Raw genomic sequence first — 19,075 nt, forward strand, 5'->3', positions numbered from 1 at the left:
CCGAATCGCTTCAGTCCCTGTCACCGCGCTGCGTATCTCGCTTTGCCGTGTCAGTGGATGCGCATTATAGGGAGTTCAGAAAAAGGCGCAATACCCTTTGAGCATTTTTTTTAAAAAAAATGCTCAAGCGTTCAAAGTTCAAGCATTATGTTGATAAAGCCAGCGATTACTGCTTTTTAGCGAGATATTTAGGGAGGTCAGCGAGGCTATTGAGCACTGCGTCTGCTGCTGATTCGCTTTCCGGTGTAACATCTTTTCCTGTTCTTACCAAAACTTTATGTCCCACACCAGCTGCTGAGGCTGCCAACATATCTTCCATTTTATCCCCAATCATATAAGAAGCACTCATATCGATATCGAGTTGAGCTTGTGCATCAACAAACATTCCTGCTTTAGGCTTGCGACACTCACAATCTTGTCGATATTCTTCAATAATCGCTTGAGGATGGTGAGGACAAAAATAAATCCCATCCAAGTCGACACCTCTATCCGCGAGCGACCAGTCCATCCATTCGGTGAGATGTATAAATTGGTCTTCCGTGAATAATCCCCTTGCAATCCCTGACTGGTTAGTGATGAGAACGAGTAGATATCCCATCTTCTTCAACTGAACCATTGCGTCAATTACACCATCTATAAATTGAAAGTCATCACTAAGGTGTACATAACCATGATCGAGATTAATCGTGCCATCACGGTCTAAAAAAATTGCGGGTTTCATAACAAAAAATTACTCCATTTCAGTCAAGGAGCTATTATCGCACGAACGCCATATAATGTTCACTGTCTTTACTTCGACGTAATTTCCCAAATCTGGTGAAATGCCTTTACCACACTTTATCACTGGTAAGGTGACTAATGCGGTTTGCTTCTATCACCTTCTTTATATAGAGATGGATATCGGAAATTAATGGGTCTTTTCTATTTAGTATGAAAAGGTCAGATTGATTTAGCCGTCTAGATAGCTTAACATCCAGCTAATCACCAATTGATTTTGGTTTCTTACTTCAGCGGCATAATGACACTAAGTACAAACACTATAATGATAAAACTCGAAAATATAACTAAGCGATTTCAACAGGGAAATCTGACGATACAAGCCTTACACGATGTCACGCTTCATGTCCCCCAAGGGCAAATCTATGGCGTGATTGGTGCTTCAGGAGCAGGGAAAAGTACTCTTATACGTTGCGTCAACCTTCTTGAGCGCCCGACCTTGGGTAAAGTCATTGTCGATGGACGTGATCTCACGACGTTAAACGCCCATGAGTTAACCTTAGCTCGGCGTGAAATTGGTATGATTTTCCAGCATTTTAACTTGCTCAATTCGCGTACGGTTTTTGGTAACGTTGCGCTGCCTCTTGAGCTGGAAAATCATTCTAAGGCTGATATAAAAAAGCGCGTAACTGAGTTACTTGAACTAGTTGGACTGGCGGATAAGCACGATGCTCGCCCTGCAAACCTGTCGGGAGGCCAAAAACAGCGTGTCGCAATAGCCCGTGCACTTGCTTGCGATCCCAAAGTGCTACTCTGTGATGAAGCCACCAGCGCACTCGATCCCGCAACGACTCGCTCTATCTTAGAATTACTCAAAGATATCAATCGCCGCTTGGGGATCACTATCCTACTCATCACTCACGAAATGGACGTTGTTAAACGTATCTGCGATCAAGTAGCCGTCATCAGTAAGGGCGAGTTGATCGAGAATGATAAAGTGAGCGAGGTGTTCTCTCATCCAAAAACACCTCTCGCGCAGCAGTTCATTCAATCAACTCTGCATCTCGATATTCCTGAAGACTATAAACAGCGTCTCGGCCATACCGCTGAATCAAACAAGGTTCCGCTGATTAGACTCGAGTTTACCGGTCAATCCGTTGATGCCCCGCTATTATCGGATATTTCACGCCGCTTCAATGTTGACTGTAACATTATCAGCGCGCAGATGGATTATGCCGGTGGGGTTAAATTCGGCATTATGCTTACCGAAATAGCGGGCGAACAACAACAGTGCCAACAAGCCATCGAATGGCTACAACAAAAACAAGTGAAAACAGAGGTATTAGGCTATGTCTGAGGCAATGATTTGGCTGTTAGCCGGCGGTATCTGGGAAACTTTAGTCATGACCTTTGTCTCAGGCTTCTTTGGATTTGTTATTGGTCTACCTGTTGGCGTACTGCTTTATATTACTCGTCCTGGGCAAATAAAAGAGAGCCAAGTGCTTTACCGCATTATTTCAGCGGTAGTAAATATTTTTAGATCAGTCCCATTCATCATCTTACTTGTCTGGATGATCCCTTTCACCCGTGCACTGGTCGGGACTTCAATAGGGTTGCAAGCAGCAATCGTTCCTTTAACGATTGGCGCAGCGCCATTTATTGCACGTATGGTCGAAAATGCTCTGCTTGAACTTCCTTCTGGATTAATTGAAGCATCTCGTTCAATGGGCGCGACACCGCTACAAATTATCCGTAAGGTTCTTTTACCTGAAGCGTTACCGGGTCTTATTAATGCTGCAACCATCACGCTGATTACCTTGGTGGGATATTCTGCCATGGGCGGTGCAGTGGGTGCAGGCGGTTTAGGGCAAATTGGTATCCAATATGGCTATATCGGTTATAATGCGACAATCATGAATACGGTTTTAGTATTGCTGGTTATTTTGGTCTATCTGATCCAACTTATCGGCGATCGTGTTGTTAGGCTCGTCACTCATAAATAGTAATTTGTCTCGATAATAATTAAGGAAATCCCATGACTTTTACGTTAAAAAAATTAGCCACCCTCAGCGCGATTGTTGCAACATTAGCTTTAGTTGGTTGTGACCAGAAATCGCAACAAGATCCCAACCACATCAAAGTAGGGATCATTGCGGGTTCTGAACAACAAGTGGCAGAGGTTGCTCAGAAAGTTGCTAAAGATCAATATCACCTTGATGTTGAGCTGGTTCCATTCACTGACTACGTTCTACCTAACGAAGCACTGAGCAAAGGCGATATTGATGCCAACGCCTTCCAGCATAAGCCTTATCTCGATCAGCAAATTAAAGATCGCGGATATAAAATCACTTCGGTAGCCAAAACCTTTGTCTATCCGATTGCCGGCTATTCGAAAAAAATTAAATCTTTAGACCAACTGCAAGATGGTGCTCAAATTGCAGTACCGAACGATCCAACGAATTTAGGGCGTTCACTACTATTGCTACAAAAGGTTGGATTAATTAAATTAAAAGACGATGTCGGTCTACTGCCAACCTCTTTAGATATTACGGAGAATCCTAAAAATCTGAAGATTGTTGAATTAGAAGCCCCACAGCTTCCACGCTCGTTAGACGATAATAAAATTACCATTGCCGTCATTAACACAACGTTCGCGAGTCAAATCGGCTTAACTCCCGTTAAGGATGGTTTGTTCGCTGAAGATAAAAACTCACCTTATACCAACCTTATTGTGACCCGCGAAGATAATAAGGATGCCGATAACGTTAAGAAATTTATCAAAGCTTATCAATCAGAGCAGGTTGAACAAGCCGCTGAGAAAATTTTTAAGGGTGGCGCCGTTAAAGGCTGGTAAATACTGTTAATATAGTAGGAAAAGGCGACGAGAGTCGCCTTTATTTTTTCAACAGGCGTCGATACCTGTATGCTAACCCTCTAATGAAAAGTTGAGTGAGGAAGATTCAATGCGTTTTAGCTTATTACCACTCTGTATGGTGATTGTAGGACTTGCCGGTTGTACCACTCAGTACAAACCCGTCGAGCCTTTCCCCGAAAAGCCTCAAACTCAACATCAAGAAAAGGTACGCAAACCTGCACATAGAGCAGCACCGGTACAACTCTATACTAATCCTGCAGACCTCATTAATAAGCCGTTCCGTGATTTAGGTGAAGTCTCGGGTGAAGACTGCCAGACTAACGCACAAAGCTCACCGCCTAACCTTAATACCGCACGTAAACGTATGCAGGTAAAAGCATCGTCACTAAAAGCTAACGCAGTGCTTATTCACCAATGTGAAGTCATTTCAACTAACTCTGGCTGTTATCGTGAAGCGGTTTGCCAAGGCTCTGCGTTAAAAGTCACTCAATGAAGTCATTTTCTTTAGAACAAATAGGTACGATTCACTCCCCTTGGAAAGAGAAGTTTGCGGTTCCCCGTCAACCTAGGTTGGTCACGGCAATGGGGGCCGAGCTGGAGCTTATCGCCCCTTATAACCATCACGATATGGTACGTGGTATCGAGAACTTCAGCCATCTATGGCTGCTTTTCATTTTCCACCAAACCCAACAGCAAGGATGGAAGCCACTTGTTCGCCCTCCTAGACTTGGCGGTAACGACAAAATTGGTGTATTGGCGAGCCGCTCAACGTTCAGACCTAATCCCATAGGTATGTCTCTCGTCGAGTTTAAAGGTGTTCGCTATGAAAAAAAGCGGATAATCCTTGAATTAGGTAGTGTCGATCTGGTGGATGGTACGCCCATTGTCGATATCAAACCCTATTTACCTTTTGCCGAGTCTTTACCCGATGCTCGTGCCGGCTATGCTCAATCAGCGCCAGAAGCCAGCATGCAGGTATATTTTTCGGATGCCGCGAAACAGCATTTATTATGTTATCAACACAGTCATCCAACCTTGGCTGAATTTATCCAACAAGTCCTCGCGCAAGATCCTCGCCCGGCGTACCGCCGCCGCCAAGATGATGCTCATTTTTATGCTGCCAGTTTGAGTGATTTTACTGTACGCTGGCAGGTAACACCGTTGGGAACAGAAGTGATTGCAATCGAGCCAATGAAATAGGCTTTTTACGCCATTCACTCACTGATAAACTATATACTACTCACTAAAACAGCTTTCCGTTCAACTGGAACCATATTCATGCGTACTACTCAATATCTACTTTCAACGCTCAAAGAGATTCCTTCTGATGCTGAAGTAATCAGTCATCAATTAATGCTCCGTGCAGGGATGATCCGTAAACTTGCCTCAGGATTATATACTTGGTTACCGACCGGAGTTCGTGTTTTACGTAAAGTCGAAAAAATCGTCCGTGAGGAGATGGAAAATGCAGGTGCCGTTGAAGTGACGATGCCTGTTGTTCAACCTGCCGACTTATGGGAAGAGAGTGGACGTTGGGAACAGTACGGTCCCGAGCTCTTACGTATAAAAGATCGCCACGAACGCCCTTTCGTGCTTGGCCCTACGCATGAAGAAGTGATTACCGATCTTATTCGTAACGAATTGAGCTCATATAAACAATTACCCTTAAACTTATTCCAAATTCAGACTAAGTTTCGCGATGAAGTTCGGCCACGCTTTGGTGTGATGCGTTCGCGCGAATTTATTATGAAAGATGCCTATTCTTTCCATAGCCATCAAGACTCTCTGCAACAGACCTACGACATCATGTATCGCGCGTATAGCCAGATATTCAGTCGTATGGGATTAGATTTTCGTGCTGTGCAAGCGGATACTGGGTCGATTGGTGGAAGCGCGTCTCACGAATTCCAAGTCCTCGCGCAGAGTGGCGAGGATGACATCATCTTCTCTGATCAGTCGGATTATGCAGCCAATATCGAATTAGCTGAAGCCGTTGCTCCGACTACCGAACGCGCTGCACCGTCTCAAGCCTTGATGCAACAAGACACCCCCCATGCCAAGACTATTGCTGATCTAGTCTCGCAGTTCTCTCTTTCAATCGATAAAACCGTTAAAACGCTTATCGTCAAAGCAGCAGAAGAGAGCGAACATACCTTAGTGGCGCTGTTAGTTCGTGGGGATCATGAATTGAATGAAGTGAAAGCAGAGAAATTGGATGTTGTTGCTTCGCCGCTCTGTTTTGCAACGGAGCAAGAAATTCGTGATGCTATTGGTGCGGGTCCGGGCTCACTGGGACCTATTGGATTAGCGATGCCGATCATTGCTGACCATAGCTTGAAAGTCATGAGCGATTTCGCTGTAGGGGCAAATCTAGACGGTAAACACTGGTTTGGTGTCAACTGGCTACGTGACCTGCCAGAAGCACGCTACGCCGATATCCGTAATGTGGTAACCGGCGATAAGAGCCCCGACGGTAAAGGTACCCTGCTAATTAAGCGCGGTATCGAAGTGGGTCATATCTTCCAACTGGGAACCAAATACTCAGAAGCATTGAAAGCGACCGTTCAAGGTGAAGACGGTCGTAACCAAACCTTACTCATGGGATGTTATGGAATCGGCGTAACACGGGTTGTCGCTGCAGCCATTGAACAGAATCATGATGAGAGAGGAATTATTTGGCCAGAAGCCATTGCACCTTTCCACGTCGCGATTTTACCGATGAATATGCATAAGTCATTCCGCGTACAAGAATTAGCCGAAAAGCTTTACGAACAACTGCGTAGCGCAGGACTCGATGTCATTTTAGATGACCGAAAAGAGCGTCCAGGCGTAATGTTTGCCGATATGGAATTGATTGGTGTCCCACACGCCATTGTTATCGGTGATCGTAATTTAGATAATAATGAAATTGAGTACAAGAATCGTCGTACCGGTGAAAAAGAGATGCTATCACCAGAAGCGATTGTTGAGCGTTTACTGTCTCAAATTAATCGCTAAAAACCTCTTCATGGCCCTCGTTACGAGGGCCACTATTTGTCACTCTAGAATCACCTTACCCCGTAGATTTTTCTTCGACGACGTCCTGCTTTTACCATCCAGTCGACGAAGCTTAGACGCCTTTGAGGGCTTAGTCGCCTTACGGGTTTTCGATACCACTAATAACTGTGCCAACACTGCACGGAGTCGTTCAATCGCCAACGCTCTATTTTTCTCTTGAGAACGCGCATTCTGCGACTTAATCACTATTACCCCGTCCTCAGTCAGTAGATGATGGCGCTTGCTCATAATCAGGGCTTTCGCATCCTCTGTAAGACTCGATCCTCTGACGTCAAAGCGAAGATGAATGGCGGAGGAAACCTTATTTACATTTTGACCACCCGCACCTTGGGCGCGAATTGCGGAAGTTTCTATTTCTGTACTCGTAATCTTCTGCTGCGCATTGATAATAATTACACTGCTTTCTGCCATAGTTCTAACTCTATTTCTACATTATTGCTGCCATCTGAAAGCCAGATAACACCTTCTTGCAAGGTAACTTGCAACGACATATTTCGTTGTGCTAATGCCGCGAGCCGACTTAATTGTTCATCAGTCACATGCCAAATCGTCAGATTTTTAAATTGTGTAAGCTTTCCTGAGTTTTGCTGCTTCCAAACCGCTGCGGCGCGAGATTGATAAGTAAATAACACCACGTTCGACGCTTGGCTAACCGCTTTTTTTAACCGTTTTTCGTCAGGTAATCCCAGTTCAATCCATAAGTCTGGACTACCGTGATCATGATGTTGCCAAATTTCAGGTTCTTCACCAGAAGATAGCCCTCGGGTAAACTCTAGTCGCTCCGATGCGTAAAGGCACCATGCAAACAACCTGAGCATCATCCGCTCATCGTTTTCAGAAGGATGACGTGCCAAGGTTAAGGTATGGCTGGCATAGTAGTATCGATCAAGATCTGAAATATCGACATTAGCCTTAAATATAGTGGCTTTTAGCGCCATAAGTTCTCCAATTATGCCCCATTGTGCTTTAGCAGGATGTGTGGGCTGACTTGCATTACGCCTTACAAACACCTAGGCTAGTCTAAAGATAAAAAGTGACAACATAGTGTAAGTCTTCGTATTATCTCAGGATAGTCTGGCATATTACGTTGCCATAAACTTAAAGTTCAGTGACGCATTACACTGTAGTGCGTTTGTGTAAGGCCCGCGGGAATCCGCCATTTACTTACAGGTGAGCAATTATGTCAATCAATGATACCTATCAGCCCATTAATTGTGATGACTATGACAATCTGGAACTCGCCTGCCAACATCATTTGTTACTCCAACTCACCCTACGTAGCGGTGAGTCGTTGAAGGCAGAAGCAGCCGATTTGTTCTTAAGAAAAAAAGTTGAGTATCTTGCGTATAAATATCATGGTGAACAGCGTGAAGTACGATTAGATGCTATCGAAAGCTTTAGTCACCCTGAAATTGGGACTATCACCATCACTCAAAACTAGTCTCTTCCCCAGAGCTAAAATGTATCCAAGGTTTTAGCTCTGGATCTATCCCCTCCCACACTACAACGTATCCTTCACCTTTCTTCGACACGCCAGCTTCTGTCATAAAAATGCCTGGGGCGCAAACCAACTCCTCGTTGAAATAGATTAGCGGGATATTTTCTCTTAACCAGACTGGAATCGCTTTCTCTTGCCATATTTTTTTCAGGCTTCTTCCGCCCTGCCGCGTGACAAGGTGCAGATAAGCCGATTGGCCAAAACGCACAGTCATGGACTCTTCATCAGTGGGCGCCCGTAAACGCAAACCTTGGCTATTCGTCGCCGTTAAGCGCAAGGTTCCGAGACCGTTGGGGAGCACCAACGGCGTTGAAGCACTCTGCCATGAAAAGCAGGTTCCGCGTAAGGCAGGAAACATCCGACAAAGATAGAGGCGCTGCTGGTAGCGCCTTAAAGACTTATTGCCTATCAGCAATTGTGGGCTTGCGTCATCTCGGCTTAAGGCAACTTCTTGCCAGAGACGCGTTAGGGCCTCACGGGACGGGGGCGTTGAACCTCTGTGACTTAACCATCTCCGTAATAAAGCATTCCGTTTCTGCTCTGTAGCACCCGCTAAGTAGCCGATATCGATTGAGCCGTCATCCGCTACGCACCGTTGTAAATCTGATGCCAGCAATTCATCCAGTAAACTCTCCTGCTCAGCACATAATTCCGCACTACGGGTGACACTGCGTGAGAATTGTGGCCAGCGTTGTATTAATCGCGGCAAGATACGTAGGCGCAAAAAATTTCGATCATAATGATCATCCTGATTGCTCTCATCATCGATCCAGCGCAACTGATGAGAGGTTGCATAGTGTTCTAGCTCTTGCCGAGGTACATGTAATAAGGGGCGTAGGTGCCAGTGATTCTCTAGTTTACGCATCGCAGGCATTGACGATAAGCCTGCTGGCCCACTGCCGCGTTTCAACGCGAGGAGAAAAGTTTCGCACTGATCATCTTGATGATGAGCAGTCACCAATGCTTCATCAGGATCAAGGACTTGCTTAAACGTGGCATAACGTAAGCTTCGTGCTTCAGCCTCAACCCCGCCTTTTTCGCCTAACAGTTGCACGTTGCGACTAACAAAAGGAATCTCTAACTCAGCACATACACGTCGACAGTGTACTAACCACTGGTCTGCATGCTGGCTTAATCCATGATGAATATAGATAGCGCGCAGAGAGAGCGATTGCCTAAATCGCAATTGCGATAATTGATGCAATAAAACGGTTGAATCAAGTCCCCCACTAAAGCCAACCAGAAGCTTTCGATGACCATAAAGCTTGAGATCACTCGGCATCGTCTACTCCATCTTGATAGAATTCCAGCGGTAAGCCATCAGGATCACTAAAGAAGGTAAAGGCTTTATTAGTAATAGGATCAATTCGGATCGGCTCACACTCAATGTGATGCGAGGCTAAAAAGCGTATCGCCTGCTCAAGATCTTCAACAGCAAAGGCGAGGTGACGTAACCCGCACGCTTCGGGATAACTGATACGGGGAGGGGCATCGGGGAAGGAAAAGAGTTCAATAACATACCGCCCGTCTAACGCAAGATCCGCCTTCCAAGATTGGCGCTCAGCACGATAGATTTCATTAAGTAGCTGAAGACCAAGTATCTGACAGTAGAAATGCCGACTCTGTGGGTAATTGGAGGCGATAATCGCGATATGGTGGATAGCTTTGAGATGTAGCATAGCCGCTCCCCCCTAATAAAAAGTGATAAAAAAAGGCCGCCAAAGCGACCTTATTTATTAGCGAATGCTTACGCGTAGCCGTAGCTCATCAGACGCTCATAACGACGGTCTAATAACTCATCGGTAGAGAGTTCATCAAGCTCAGCCAGATCCGTTAATAATTGCTCTTTTAGCGCTGCAGCCATCTCTTTAGGGTGGCGGTGCGCTCCCCCTAATGGCTCAGGGATCACGGTGTCAATTAGCTCGAGTTCTGAAAGACGATCGGCCGTAATACCCATTGCTTCGGCCGCTAACGGTGCTTTATCCGCGCTCTTCCACAGGATCGACGCACATCCTTCAGGAGAAATAACGGAGTAGGTGCTATATTGCAACATGTTGACTTTATCGCCCACACCGATAGCTAATGCTCCACCCGAGCCGCCTTCACCGATAACAGTACAAATCACCGGTACGGTTAGACCAGCCATTTCACGCAAGTTACGAGCTATCGCCTCCGCCTGACCACGTTCTTCCGCACCAACACCTGGGTAAGCCCCTGGAGTATCGATAAACGTGATGATAGGCATTTTAAAGCGCTCAGCCATCTCCATCAGACGTAATGCCTTACGGTAGCCCTCTGGCGCTGGCATGCCAAAATTACGGCGAATTTTTTCTTTCGTCTCGCGACCTTTTTGATGACCAATAATCATCACTGGGCGCCCGTCTAATCGTGCGATACCCCCGACAATTGCTTTGTCATCTGCATAAGCCCGATCACCCGCTAACTCGTCAAAATCATCAAATGCATTTCGCACATAATCCAAGGTATAGGGACGCATTGGATGACGCGCTAATTGTGCAACTTGCCAAGCGCCTAAATCTGCGAAGATTTTCTTAGTCAGCTCGACACTTTTGCCACGCAAGCGTTCAATTTCATCATCAAGATTAATGTCGTGCTTTTCATCTTGAGGGCCAAGGGATTTCAGTGAATCAATTTTCGCTTCAAGTTCAGCGATCGGCTGTTCAAAATCCAGGTAATTAAGACTCATAATGTTCCTGTTTTAATCAAACTCTAGTTCAACCTGCTCCGTTCCGATGACGAGACGTAGATCGTTTAACAAACGATCACTCGGCGTCACCCGCCAAGTTGCCCCAAATCGTAATTTAGCCCGAGCATCGTCTCTTTGATAATAGAGATTCACCGGGATAGTGCCTGAACGGTGAGGTTCGAGCACTTGTCGAAGACGGTTTAAAAGCTGGTCATCAATTTGCCTGTCTATCAGTGAAAGAGCAAGACCGCGGGCATATTTTTCGCGGGCTTCATCAATATCCATCACTTCTCTTGCAATCATTTTAAGACCACCAGAGAAATCATCGAAACTGACCTGTCCACTAACGATCAGAATTTTATCTTTTTCCAGTAACTGCTGATATTTGTCTAGCGCGTCAGTATATAACATTACTTCTAAACGGCCAGAACGATCATCCAGTGTACATATACCGATTCGGTTGCCACGTTTCGTGACCATCACTCTTGCCGCGAGGACTAACCCTGCTGCAATGGTTATTTTTCCACGCTCAGTAGGATGCATATCTTTTAAGCGCATCCCGCCAACATAACGTTCGATTTCCTTCAGGTACTGATTAATGGGATGACCTGTAAGGTATAACCCTAACGTCTCCCTTTCACCGTCTAACTGTACCTGTTCTGGCCATCGATTTATACTGGCATATGACTGTTCGATTTGTTCAGGTTCTTCTGCAAGAACCCCAAACATATCGCCCTGCCCTGTTGCTTCCGCCTTTGAATGCTGATCGGCAGCTTTCAGTGCATCATTGAGTGCACTCATTAATGCCGCCCGATGTGGCCCTAATCGGTCGAAGGCACCGGACATTATCAGTTTTTCCATCACACGGCGATTAATTTTTTTGATATCCGTGCGCGCGCAGAGGTCAAATAGCTCCTTAAAATAACCGCCTTGATTCCTCGCTTCAAGTATTGCTTCAATTGGACCTTCACCAACGCCCTTTATTGCACCAATACCATAAACAATTTCACCATCGTTATTGACGTGGAAAGGATAAAGCCCAGCGTTGATATCTGGGGGCAGGACCTTCAAGCCCATTCGCCAACATTCATCGACGAGACCGACCACTTTTTCCGTATTGTCCATATCAGCCGTCATGACGGCAGCCATAAACTCTGCTGGATAGTGAGCTTTTAACCATAAGGTTTGGTAGGAAACTAACGCGTAGGCCGCTGAGTGGGATTTATTAAAACCATAGCCAGCAAATTTTTCCACTAAGTCGAAGATCTTCATCGACAACTCGCCGTCAACGCCCATTCGCTCTGCACCCTCTTTGAAGACTGAGCGCTGCTTGGCCATCTCTTCCGGTTTCTTTTTACCCATCGCTCGGCGCAACATGTCAGCACCGCCTAATGTGTAACCTGAGAGCACCTGTGCAATCTGCATTACCTGTTCTTGGTACAGGATGATGCCATAGGTTGGCTCAAGCACTGGCTGCAGAGTTTCATGCTGCCACTGAATATCTGGATACGAAATCGCCTCACGGCCATGTTTCCGGTCTATAAAGTTATCAACCATTCCGGACTGTAATGGGCCTGGACGAAATAATGCGACCAGTGCGATCATATCTTCAAAGCAGTCGGGTTTAAGTCGCTTAATAAGATCTTTCATCCCCCGCGATTCAAGCTGGAACACGGCGGTGGTTTCGGCACGCTGAAGCATGTCGAAGCTTTTTTTATCATCGAGTGGGATCGCATCGATATTGATTGGCGGCTCACCTTGCTTCTCACGCCGTGCATTGATCATCTGCAATGCCCAGTTGATGATAGTGAGTGTCCGTAATCCTAGGAAGTCAAATTTGACAAGCCCAGCATATTCCACGTCATTTTTATCAAACTGCGTAACGGGATGCTGACCCAGTTCATCGCAGTATAGCGGGGCAAAGTCAGTAATTTTGGTTGGCGCGATAACAACGCCTCCCGCATGTTTACCGGCATTACGCGTTACCCCTTCAAGCTTACGAGCCATATCGATCAAAGCTTTGACTTCTTCATCGGCCTCGTAAATCTCAGGTAGCTGAGGCTCGGCGATGAAAGCTTTCTCTAAGGTCATTCCAGGATCAGGCGGGATTAACTTCGAAATCCGATCAACAAAGCCGTAAGGATGCCCGAGGACCCGCCCGACATCACGAATAACCGCTTTTGCTGCCATGGTCCCAAAGGTAATGATCTGTGATACCGCTTCTCGACCATACATTTCGGCAACATGATCGATAACTAAATCACGTTTCTCCATACAGAAATCGACATCAAAGTCGGGCATCGAAACACGTTCTGGATTAAGGAACCGTTCAAATAGCAGATCAAATTCTAGTGGGTCGAGATCAGTGATTTTCAGTGCATAAGCTACCAATGAACCTGCACCCGAGCCCCGGCCAGGGCCAACAGGTACGCCATTGTCTTTTGACCACTGGATAAATTCCATCACGATAAGGAAGTAACCCGGGAACCCCATCTGATTAATAACCGTTAATTCAACCTCTAAGCGCTCATCATAAGCTGGGCGCTTGGCAGCACGGACCTCTTCGTCGGGAAAGAGGAACACAAGTCTCTCTTCCAAACCCGCTTTGGAACTTGCGACTAAGAAGTCTTCTGTGGTCATCTCACCCGTCGGGAATTGTGGGAGAAAATACTCACCGAGTCGGATGGTGACATTACAACGGCGGGCGATCTCGACACTATTAGCCAGAGCTTCGGGAATATCGGCAAAGAGTTCGCACATCTCCTCTTCAGTACGGAGATATTGTTGTTCGGTATACAGTTTGGGACGTTTAGGATCGTCAAGTGTATAGCCATCATGAATAGCGACTCGAATTTCATGCGCATCAAAATCTTGATGGCTGAGGAAGCAAACATCGTTACTGGCTACGACGGGAATCTGGTGATCAACCGCTAACTGTAGCGCTTGGTGTAAGTAGTTCTCTTCGTCATTACGACCCGTTCGGGTAAGTTCCAGATAGTAATTGTCTGGGAAGTATTCTTGATAGAAGGCAAGGCACTGTTCCGCCAGCGCAGCATTACCTCTTAACAGACTATAACCCACATCCCCTTTAAAACCCCCGGATAACAAGATAAGGCCGGAAGCATGTTCAATTAACCATTGCTGATCAACAATTGGCCCTTGTTGCCCGTATCCCCGTTGATAGGCTTTAGAAATAAGCAATGTTAGGTTCTGATAGCCTTCGTTGTTGGCTGCGAGCACGGTGAGCTGCATTGGCTCGTCGCCCAATAGAGGATTGATCACTTTCAAATCAGCGCCGATAATAGGTTTAATACCGGCCCCTAACGCAGCGCCATAAAATTTGACCAAACCACACAAGTTCATATGGTCCGTGATACCCAGAGCAGGCATAGCTAAACTCGCTGCTTTTTTGACTAAAGCACCGGTTTTAGCGATACCATCAATCATGGAGTAATCGCTATGGACATGAAGATGAATAAAACGTGGGTTAGCCATAATACTCGCTTATCAGGGTTACTGTTTACTGATTAGGTTGACAGGGTAGCCAATATATTTCTGACCGGGGCAAAACTGCGACGATGCTCAGGAATTGGACCAAAACGTGTCAGTTGTTCTAGATGCTTAGCGGTAGGATAGCCTTTGTGTTGTGCAAATCCGTACTCAGGATATTGCTGGTCGAGGTCCGCCATTTCTTGGTCTCGCGTAACTTTCGCTAGAATAGAGGCCGCGCTGATTTCTGCGACTAAACTATCCCCCTTCACCACCGCTTGAGCAGGCATTGGTAAGACGGGGCAACGGTTACCATCAATCAATACAAAATCAGGCGTCAATGATAACCCCGCAACCGCTCGCTGCATCGCAAGCATCGTAGCATGAAGAATATTCAGCTGATCGATCTCATGCGGCTCTGCACGGCCAATTGACCAAGATAACGCTTTTTTTTTGATTTCACTGCATAATATCAGCCGTTTCTTTTCACTTATTTTTTTCGAGTCAGCCAATCCCAAAATAGGGTTATTTGGGTCTAGGATAACGGCTGACGTGACAACAGCGCCTACCAAAGGTCCACGCCCCACTTCATCGACACCCGCGATACAGTGGGCGATAGGGTAAACAAAATCAGCCATCAATAAGTCCCAGTACTGCTTGTGCAGCTTGCTTATCTGCATTCCAGCGTATTTGCTGATGCAATGTTTGGAAAGTTGTAAGTAATTCCTGCCGCTCAGGACTTTCATGCAATAACGGTTCAAGAGCAGCCGCCAGGCGTTGGGGCGTACACTCTTCTTGCAGGAGTTCCTTCACTAATTCTCGACCAGCAAGAAGGTTAGGTAAGGATACCCACTGCGTTTTGACTAAACGTTTCGCCAGCCAAAACGTGAAAGGTTTCATTCGGTAGCCAACTACCATAGGACATTTCGCTAACATGCACTCTAATGCAGCAGTCCCCGAAGCCAGTATTGCAGCATCGCTCGCGATCATCACTTCACGTGCTTTCCCCTCAACCAAATGCAGCGATAACGTTGGTGCGATTTCCTGCTTGATGGTAAGGAATTGCTCGGCCCGGAGCGTATTCGCTGCAGGAACGATAATCTCAAGATCAGGATAACGCTCTCTCAGTAAGACTGCAGCGCGTAAAAAATCTGCACTCAGCATATCGACTTCGCTCGATCGACTACCGGGAAGAAGCGCTAAGCAACGCGCTTGAGGAGGAATATTCAAGGTCTGTCGTGCCGCAAACTTATCGGGATGAAGGGCGATATCGTCCGCCATTTTATGGCCGATAAATTGGCAAGGCACATCAAAGCGATCGTAGAAAGCTTTCTCAAATGGCAGAAAGGCTAGCACTAAGTCGGTATTACGGCCTATTTTAAAGACTCTTTTTTGACGCCATGCCCAAACAGAGGGACTAACATAGTGAATGGTCGGGATCCCCGCTCGCTTTAGTTTGCCTTCTAACGGGATATTAAAATCAGGTGCATCGATCCCAACGAAAACATCAGGCTTTAGCTCAGTTAACCGCTTAGTTAACTCACGGCGAATGTGGAGTAACCTTCTTAAACGGCCTAGTACCTCGACAATCCCCATTACCGCCAACTCCTCCATTTCGTACCAAGCCTCGCAGCCTTCCGCTTGCATAAGCGGGCCAGCGACACCAACGAATCGGATATTTGGATTTTTTTGTTTAAGCGAACGGATTAATCCGGCACCTAAAATATCGCCGGAGGTTTCTCCGGCGATAAGGGCAACAGTCAAAGGACGCATGAAAACCTTTTATCGTATTAGACCGCGGGTCGAACGTGCGAAGAAATCATAGAAGGGTTGAACTTCGCTGTGTTCTTGAGCCAAAGCAGCGATTTGTGGCTTAATCTCTTCGAGAGGGCGGCCACTGCGATACAGAAGTTTGTAGGCATTACGAATAGCGTGTAATGCTTCCTTACTGAAGCCGCGGCGTTTAAGCCCTTCGATATTGACACCATAAGGTGAGGCATGGTTACCCTGTGCAATCACATAAGGTGGAACATCTTGTACCACTCCCGAACAGCCGCCGACCATTACGTGGGCACCAATGGTGCACCATTGATGCACTGCGGTCATTCCGCCAATAATTGCGTGGTCATCCACCGTCACATGTCCGGCTAATGTAGCATTGTTAGCGAAGATACAGTGGTTACCAATCAGCCCATCATGTCCAATATGAGTATTCCCCATCAGGAGATTGTGATTACCAAGACGAGTAACCCCCCCTCCCTGCACACTGCCACGGTGAATAGAACACCCTTCACGAATACTATTATGATCACCAATGATCACTTGAGTATCCTCTCCTGCATATTTTAGGTCTTGGTTAACTTCACCAATAGACGTAAATTGGAAGATTAGGTTATCTTGCCCTATCTGCGTGAAACCATTTACCACCACATGAGATTTCAATACTGTTCTAGCACCGATTTCTACATTATTTCCGATGATCGAAAAAGGACCAATCGTCACTTCAGGGCCAATTTTAGCCCCTTCTTCGACAATGGCCGTGGGATGAATGCGAGCTGACTGATCAATCACTTTTACGCCTCCCGGCTACGGGCACACATCATGGTCGCTTCACAGACGACTTTACCGTCAACGGTTGCGACCCCTTTGAAGCGAGTCAGGCCACGGCGAGTTTTTTCAAACGTGACTTCCATCACCATCTGATCGCCTGGAACAACTGGCTTTTTAAAGCGCGCGCTGTCGATACCAGCAAAATAGTACAGTTCACCAGGTTCTAATCCCCCAACGCTTTTAAACGCGAGAATCCCGGTGGCTTGTGCCATTGCTTCCAGAATCAATACACCTGGAAAGATAGGTTTACCAGGAAAGTGACCTTGGAAAAACGGTTCATTCACACTGACATTTTTAACCGCACGTAAATAAGTATGTGGTTCAAAATCTAAAACGCGATCAACGAGTAAAAACGGATAGCGGTGTGGAAGTAAATCAAAGATCTCTTCAATCGCCAGAGTATGTGTTTCAGTAGTCAAGATACTCTTCCTGCTCTAAAATGTTAGCAAAAACACGACACGATGAAAAAAGTTAACCGGTCGCAAAGGGTAAACAGGCCGCGCACATTTCATTGTTTATATAATTATGCAACGATGACGTGAGGATGGCCTTCGGCTCTTAGGTGTCGCTGTTCGAGGTAGCTTGACGTTCGAGCGTTTTCAAACGTTTATTAATCTCATTGATATTCATGACCAATGCAGCAGTCTTTCGCCACTGCTTGTTTGATTGTAGCGGAATACCCGAAGAATAGATGCCTGGCTCAGTGATCGGCCGCATAACCATTCCCATTCCTGTTACAGTCACTTTGTCACAAATTTCCATATGACCATTGATGACGCTAGCGCCGCCAATCATGCAGTAACGTCCTATCTTCAAGCTACCTGCCATGATGACACCACCTGCGACTGCAGTATTGTCGCCAATAATGACATTATGTGCAATCTGACATTGATTATCGATGATGACACCGTTGCCGATCTGCGTATTATCTAACGCCCCACGATCAATGGTCGTACAGGCACCAATTTCAACCCGGTCACCGATCACAACAGTACCGATCTGAGGAATTTTTATCCAATTGCCACGATCATTTGCGTAACCAAATCCATCAGCACCAATTACCGTCCCTGACTGGATTAAGCAGTTGCTGCCGATCTTAATCTCATGGTAAATCGACACATTCGCCCATAACCGCGTATTGGCACCGATTGTCGTCTTTTTCCCGACAAAACAGCCAGGACCGATCACGACGTTATCACCCAATACCACACCTGACTCTATAACAGCATTCGCACCAATAGAGACGTTATTACCGAGTGAGGCATCACTGGCGATAACCGCTGAGGGAGCGATATTTTCTGCAGGTTGGGGAGTAGTATCTAAAATTTGCGCTAATTTTGCATAAGTAAGATAAGGGTTTTTAACCACTAATGCTGCACTCTGACAAAATTCTAAATCAGCTTCCGTCAGCACCACAGCTGCAGCGTTACACTGAGAGAGTTGCTCGCGGTAACGACTGTTTGCAAGAAATGTGATCTGATCGGCACCCGCAGATTGCATCGACGCAATGCCGGAGATGGCGATATCGCCATCTCCATGCACCGTTGCATCTAATTGGCGGGCTAGTTCAGCCAGACGAATAGATGCCATCGGTTATTTAACCTGTTTCAACACATCAGACGTGATGTCTTTTGAATTCGCTGCGTAAGCAACTGAATTGGTATCCAGTACTACGTCGTACCCTTCATCGTCAGCAACTTTCTTCACTGCAGTTTGGATGCTGGATAGAATTTTATTACGCTCTTCCATTTGACGACGACGGTTGTCTTGCTCAAAAGCTTGTGCTTTATTTTCAAAGCTTTGACGCTTAGCCATGATATCTTTCTCTAAGCTAGAACGCTCGCTTGCTTTCATGGTTGAACCATTACGTTGCAAGTTCTGCATTTGAGCTTGGATAGCACGCTCTTGTGCTTGAAGATCAGTCGCACGACCTTTGAACTCATTTTCCAATTGCTTCGCAACGGTTGCACGCTGGGGTAACTGTTGGAAAATATTGGAGACGTTCACTACTGCAATTTTATCAGCAGCTTGTGCAGCTGATGCAGCTAATGCCAATCCAAGACCCGCGGCACATAACAACTTTTTCACTATATACTCCTTTCCATTACCTTGAGTGCGTAAA

General features: G+C 46.1%; 20 protein-coding genes. 7 read left to right on the forward strand and 13 right to left on the reverse strand.

The genetic code is table 11. The annotated features are described in order from the left end of the window. Positions 1-166: 166 nt before the first annotated feature. Positions 167-721 carry a D-glycero-beta-D-manno-heptose 1,7-bisphosphate 7-phosphatase gene (gene gmhB, locus MKR94_RS10095; RefSeq protein WP_241646786.1) on the reverse strand — a complete coding sequence of 185 codons (555 nt, stop codon included), beginning with the start codon at positions 719-721 and terminating at the stop codon, positions 167-169. A 321-nt stretch (positions 722-1,042) separates the two neighbouring features. Between gmhB and metN the strand changes: the two genes are divergently transcribed. The 6 genes from metN to proS all read left to right on the forward strand — a co-directional run bounded on the left by metN (position 1,043) and on the right by proS (position 6,589). Beyond that, complete coding sequence (gene metN, locus MKR94_RS10100; RefSeq protein WP_241646787.1) at positions 1,043-2,074, forward strand: methionine ABC transporter ATP-binding protein MetN; 1,032 nt, start codon at positions 1,043-1,045, stop codon at positions 2,072-2,074. Then, positions 2,067-2,720: a methionine ABC transporter permease MetI gene (locus tag MKR94_RS10105; protein ID WP_048911584.1), complete on the forward strand. Its 654-nt coding sequence runs from the start codon at positions 2,067-2,069 to the stop codon at positions 2,718-2,720. Before metN ends, MKR94_RS10105 begins: the two co-directional genes overlap by 8 nt. 32 nt (positions 2,721-2,752) lie before the next feature. After that, positions 2,753-3,571 carry a MetQ/NlpA family lipoprotein gene (locus MKR94_RS10110; RefSeq protein ID WP_241646789.1) on the forward strand — a complete coding sequence of 273 codons (819 nt, stop codon included), beginning with the start codon at positions 2,753-2,755 and terminating at the stop codon, positions 3,569-3,571. A 109-nt stretch (positions 3,572-3,680) separates the two neighbouring features. Then, positions 3,681-4,085 (forward strand): Rcs stress response system protein RcsF, encoded by a 405-nt coding sequence (gene rcsF / locus MKR94_RS10115; protein WP_241646791.1) that lies wholly within the window; start codon positions 3,681-3,683, stop codon positions 4,083-4,085. After that, positions 4,082-4,792: a tRNA (N6-threonylcarbamoyladenosine(37)-N6)-methyltransferase TrmO gene (gene tsaA / locus MKR94_RS10120; protein WP_241646792.1), complete on the forward strand. Its 711-nt coding sequence runs from the start codon at positions 4,082-4,084 to the stop codon at positions 4,790-4,792. The genes rcsF and tsaA overlap by 4 nt, the downstream gene beginning before the upstream one ends. A 78-nt stretch (positions 4,793-4,870) precedes the next feature. Further along, complete coding sequence (gene proS, locus MKR94_RS10125; protein WP_241646794.1) at positions 4,871-6,589, forward strand: proline--tRNA ligase; 1,719 nt, start codon at positions 4,871-4,873, stop codon at positions 6,587-6,589. 39 nt (positions 6,590-6,628) lie between these two features. Here the strand turns inward: proS and arfB are convergent, their stop codons facing one another. Together arfB and MKR94_RS10135 are read right to left on the reverse strand one after the other, a co-directional pair. Then, positions 6,629-7,060, reverse strand: coding sequence for an alternative ribosome rescue aminoacyl-tRNA hydrolase ArfB (arfB, locus tag MKR94_RS10130; RefSeq protein WP_241646795.1), 432 nt, complete (start codon positions 7,058-7,060; stop codon positions 6,629-6,631). Then, complete coding sequence (locus MKR94_RS10135; RefSeq protein ID WP_241646797.1) at positions 7,042-7,587, reverse strand: YaeQ family protein; 546 nt, start codon at positions 7,585-7,587, stop codon at positions 7,042-7,044. The genes arfB and MKR94_RS10135 overlap by 19 nt, the downstream gene beginning before the upstream one ends. Before the next feature lie 242 nt (positions 7,588-7,829). On the opposite strand from MKR94_RS10135, the gene rof reads away from it, so the two are divergent. Further along, positions 7,830-8,090, forward strand: a complete 261-nt coding sequence (gene rof, locus MKR94_RS10140) for a Rho-binding antiterminator (RefSeq protein WP_241646799.1) — start codon at positions 7,830-7,832, stop codon at positions 8,088-8,090. Here the strand turns inward: rof and tilS are convergent. The 10 genes from tilS to skp form a co-directional block, all read right to left on the reverse strand. Beyond that, positions 8,077-9,429: a tRNA lysidine(34) synthetase TilS gene (tilS, locus tag MKR94_RS10145; protein WP_241646801.1), complete on the reverse strand. Its 1,353-nt coding sequence runs from the start codon at positions 9,427-9,429 to the stop codon at positions 8,077-8,079. The genes rof and tilS overlap by 14 nt on opposite strands. Continuing rightward, on the reverse strand, positions 9,419-9,826 hold the full coding sequence (locus MKR94_RS10150) for a VOC family protein (RefSeq protein ID WP_241646802.1): 408 nt from the start codon (positions 9,824-9,826) through the stop codon (positions 9,419-9,421). Before MKR94_RS10150 ends, tilS begins: the two co-directional genes overlap by 11 nt. 68 nt (positions 9,827-9,894) lie before the next feature. Further along, positions 9,895-10,854 (reverse strand): acetyl-CoA carboxylase carboxyl transferase subunit alpha, encoded by a 960-nt coding sequence (accA, locus tag MKR94_RS10155; RefSeq protein WP_241646804.1) that lies wholly within the window; start codon positions 10,852-10,854, stop codon positions 9,895-9,897. Between the two features lie 12 nt (positions 10,855-10,866). Then, positions 10,867-14,349: a DNA polymerase III subunit alpha gene (gene dnaE / locus MKR94_RS10160; protein WP_241646805.1), complete on the reverse strand. Its 3,483-nt coding sequence runs from the start codon at positions 14,347-14,349 to the stop codon at positions 10,867-10,869. Positions 14,350-14,381: 32 nt separating this feature from the next. Next, positions 14,382-14,981: a ribonuclease HII gene (gene rnhB / locus MKR94_RS10165; protein WP_241646806.1), complete on the reverse strand. Its 600-nt coding sequence runs from the start codon at positions 14,979-14,981 to the stop codon at positions 14,382-14,384. Beyond that, entirely contained in the window at positions 14,974-16,116 is a 1,143-nt protein-coding gene (gene lpxB / locus MKR94_RS10170) for a lipid-A-disaccharide synthase (protein WP_241646807.1), read from the reverse strand. The genes rnhB and lpxB overlap by 8 nt, the downstream gene beginning before the upstream one ends. A 9-nt stretch (positions 16,117-16,125) precedes the next feature. After that, the gene (gene lpxA, locus MKR94_RS10175) at positions 16,126-16,914 is read right to left on the reverse strand and encodes an acyl-ACP--UDP-N-acetylglucosamine O-acyltransferase (protein ID WP_241646808.1); all 789 of its coding nucleotides are present in this window, start codon (positions 16,912-16,914) and stop codon (positions 16,126-16,128) included. Positions 16,915-16,916: 2 nt separating this feature from the next. Continuing rightward, positions 16,917-17,372 (reverse strand): 3-hydroxyacyl-ACP dehydratase FabZ, encoded by a 456-nt coding sequence (fabZ, locus tag MKR94_RS10180; protein WP_048911569.1) that lies wholly within the window; start codon positions 17,370-17,372, stop codon positions 16,917-16,919. A gap of 139 nt (positions 17,373-17,511) precedes the next feature. Next, a complete protein-coding gene (lpxD, locus tag MKR94_RS10185; RefSeq protein ID WP_241646809.1) occupies positions 17,512-18,543 on the reverse strand; it encodes a UDP-3-O-(3-hydroxymyristoyl)glucosamine N-acyltransferase in 1,032 nt (343 codons plus the stop codon). 3 nt (positions 18,544-18,546) lie between these two features. Continuing rightward, entirely contained in the window at positions 18,547-19,041 is a 495-nt protein-coding gene (gene skp / locus MKR94_RS10190) for a molecular chaperone Skp (protein WP_099822530.1), read from the reverse strand. Positions 19,042-19,075 lie beyond the last annotated feature (34 nt).

The organism is Rosenbergiella metrosideri (assembly GCF_022602565.1).
GTDB classification, from domain to species: Bacteria; Pseudomonadota; Gammaproteobacteria; order Enterobacterales; family Enterobacteriaceae; genus Rosenbergiella; species Rosenbergiella metrosideri.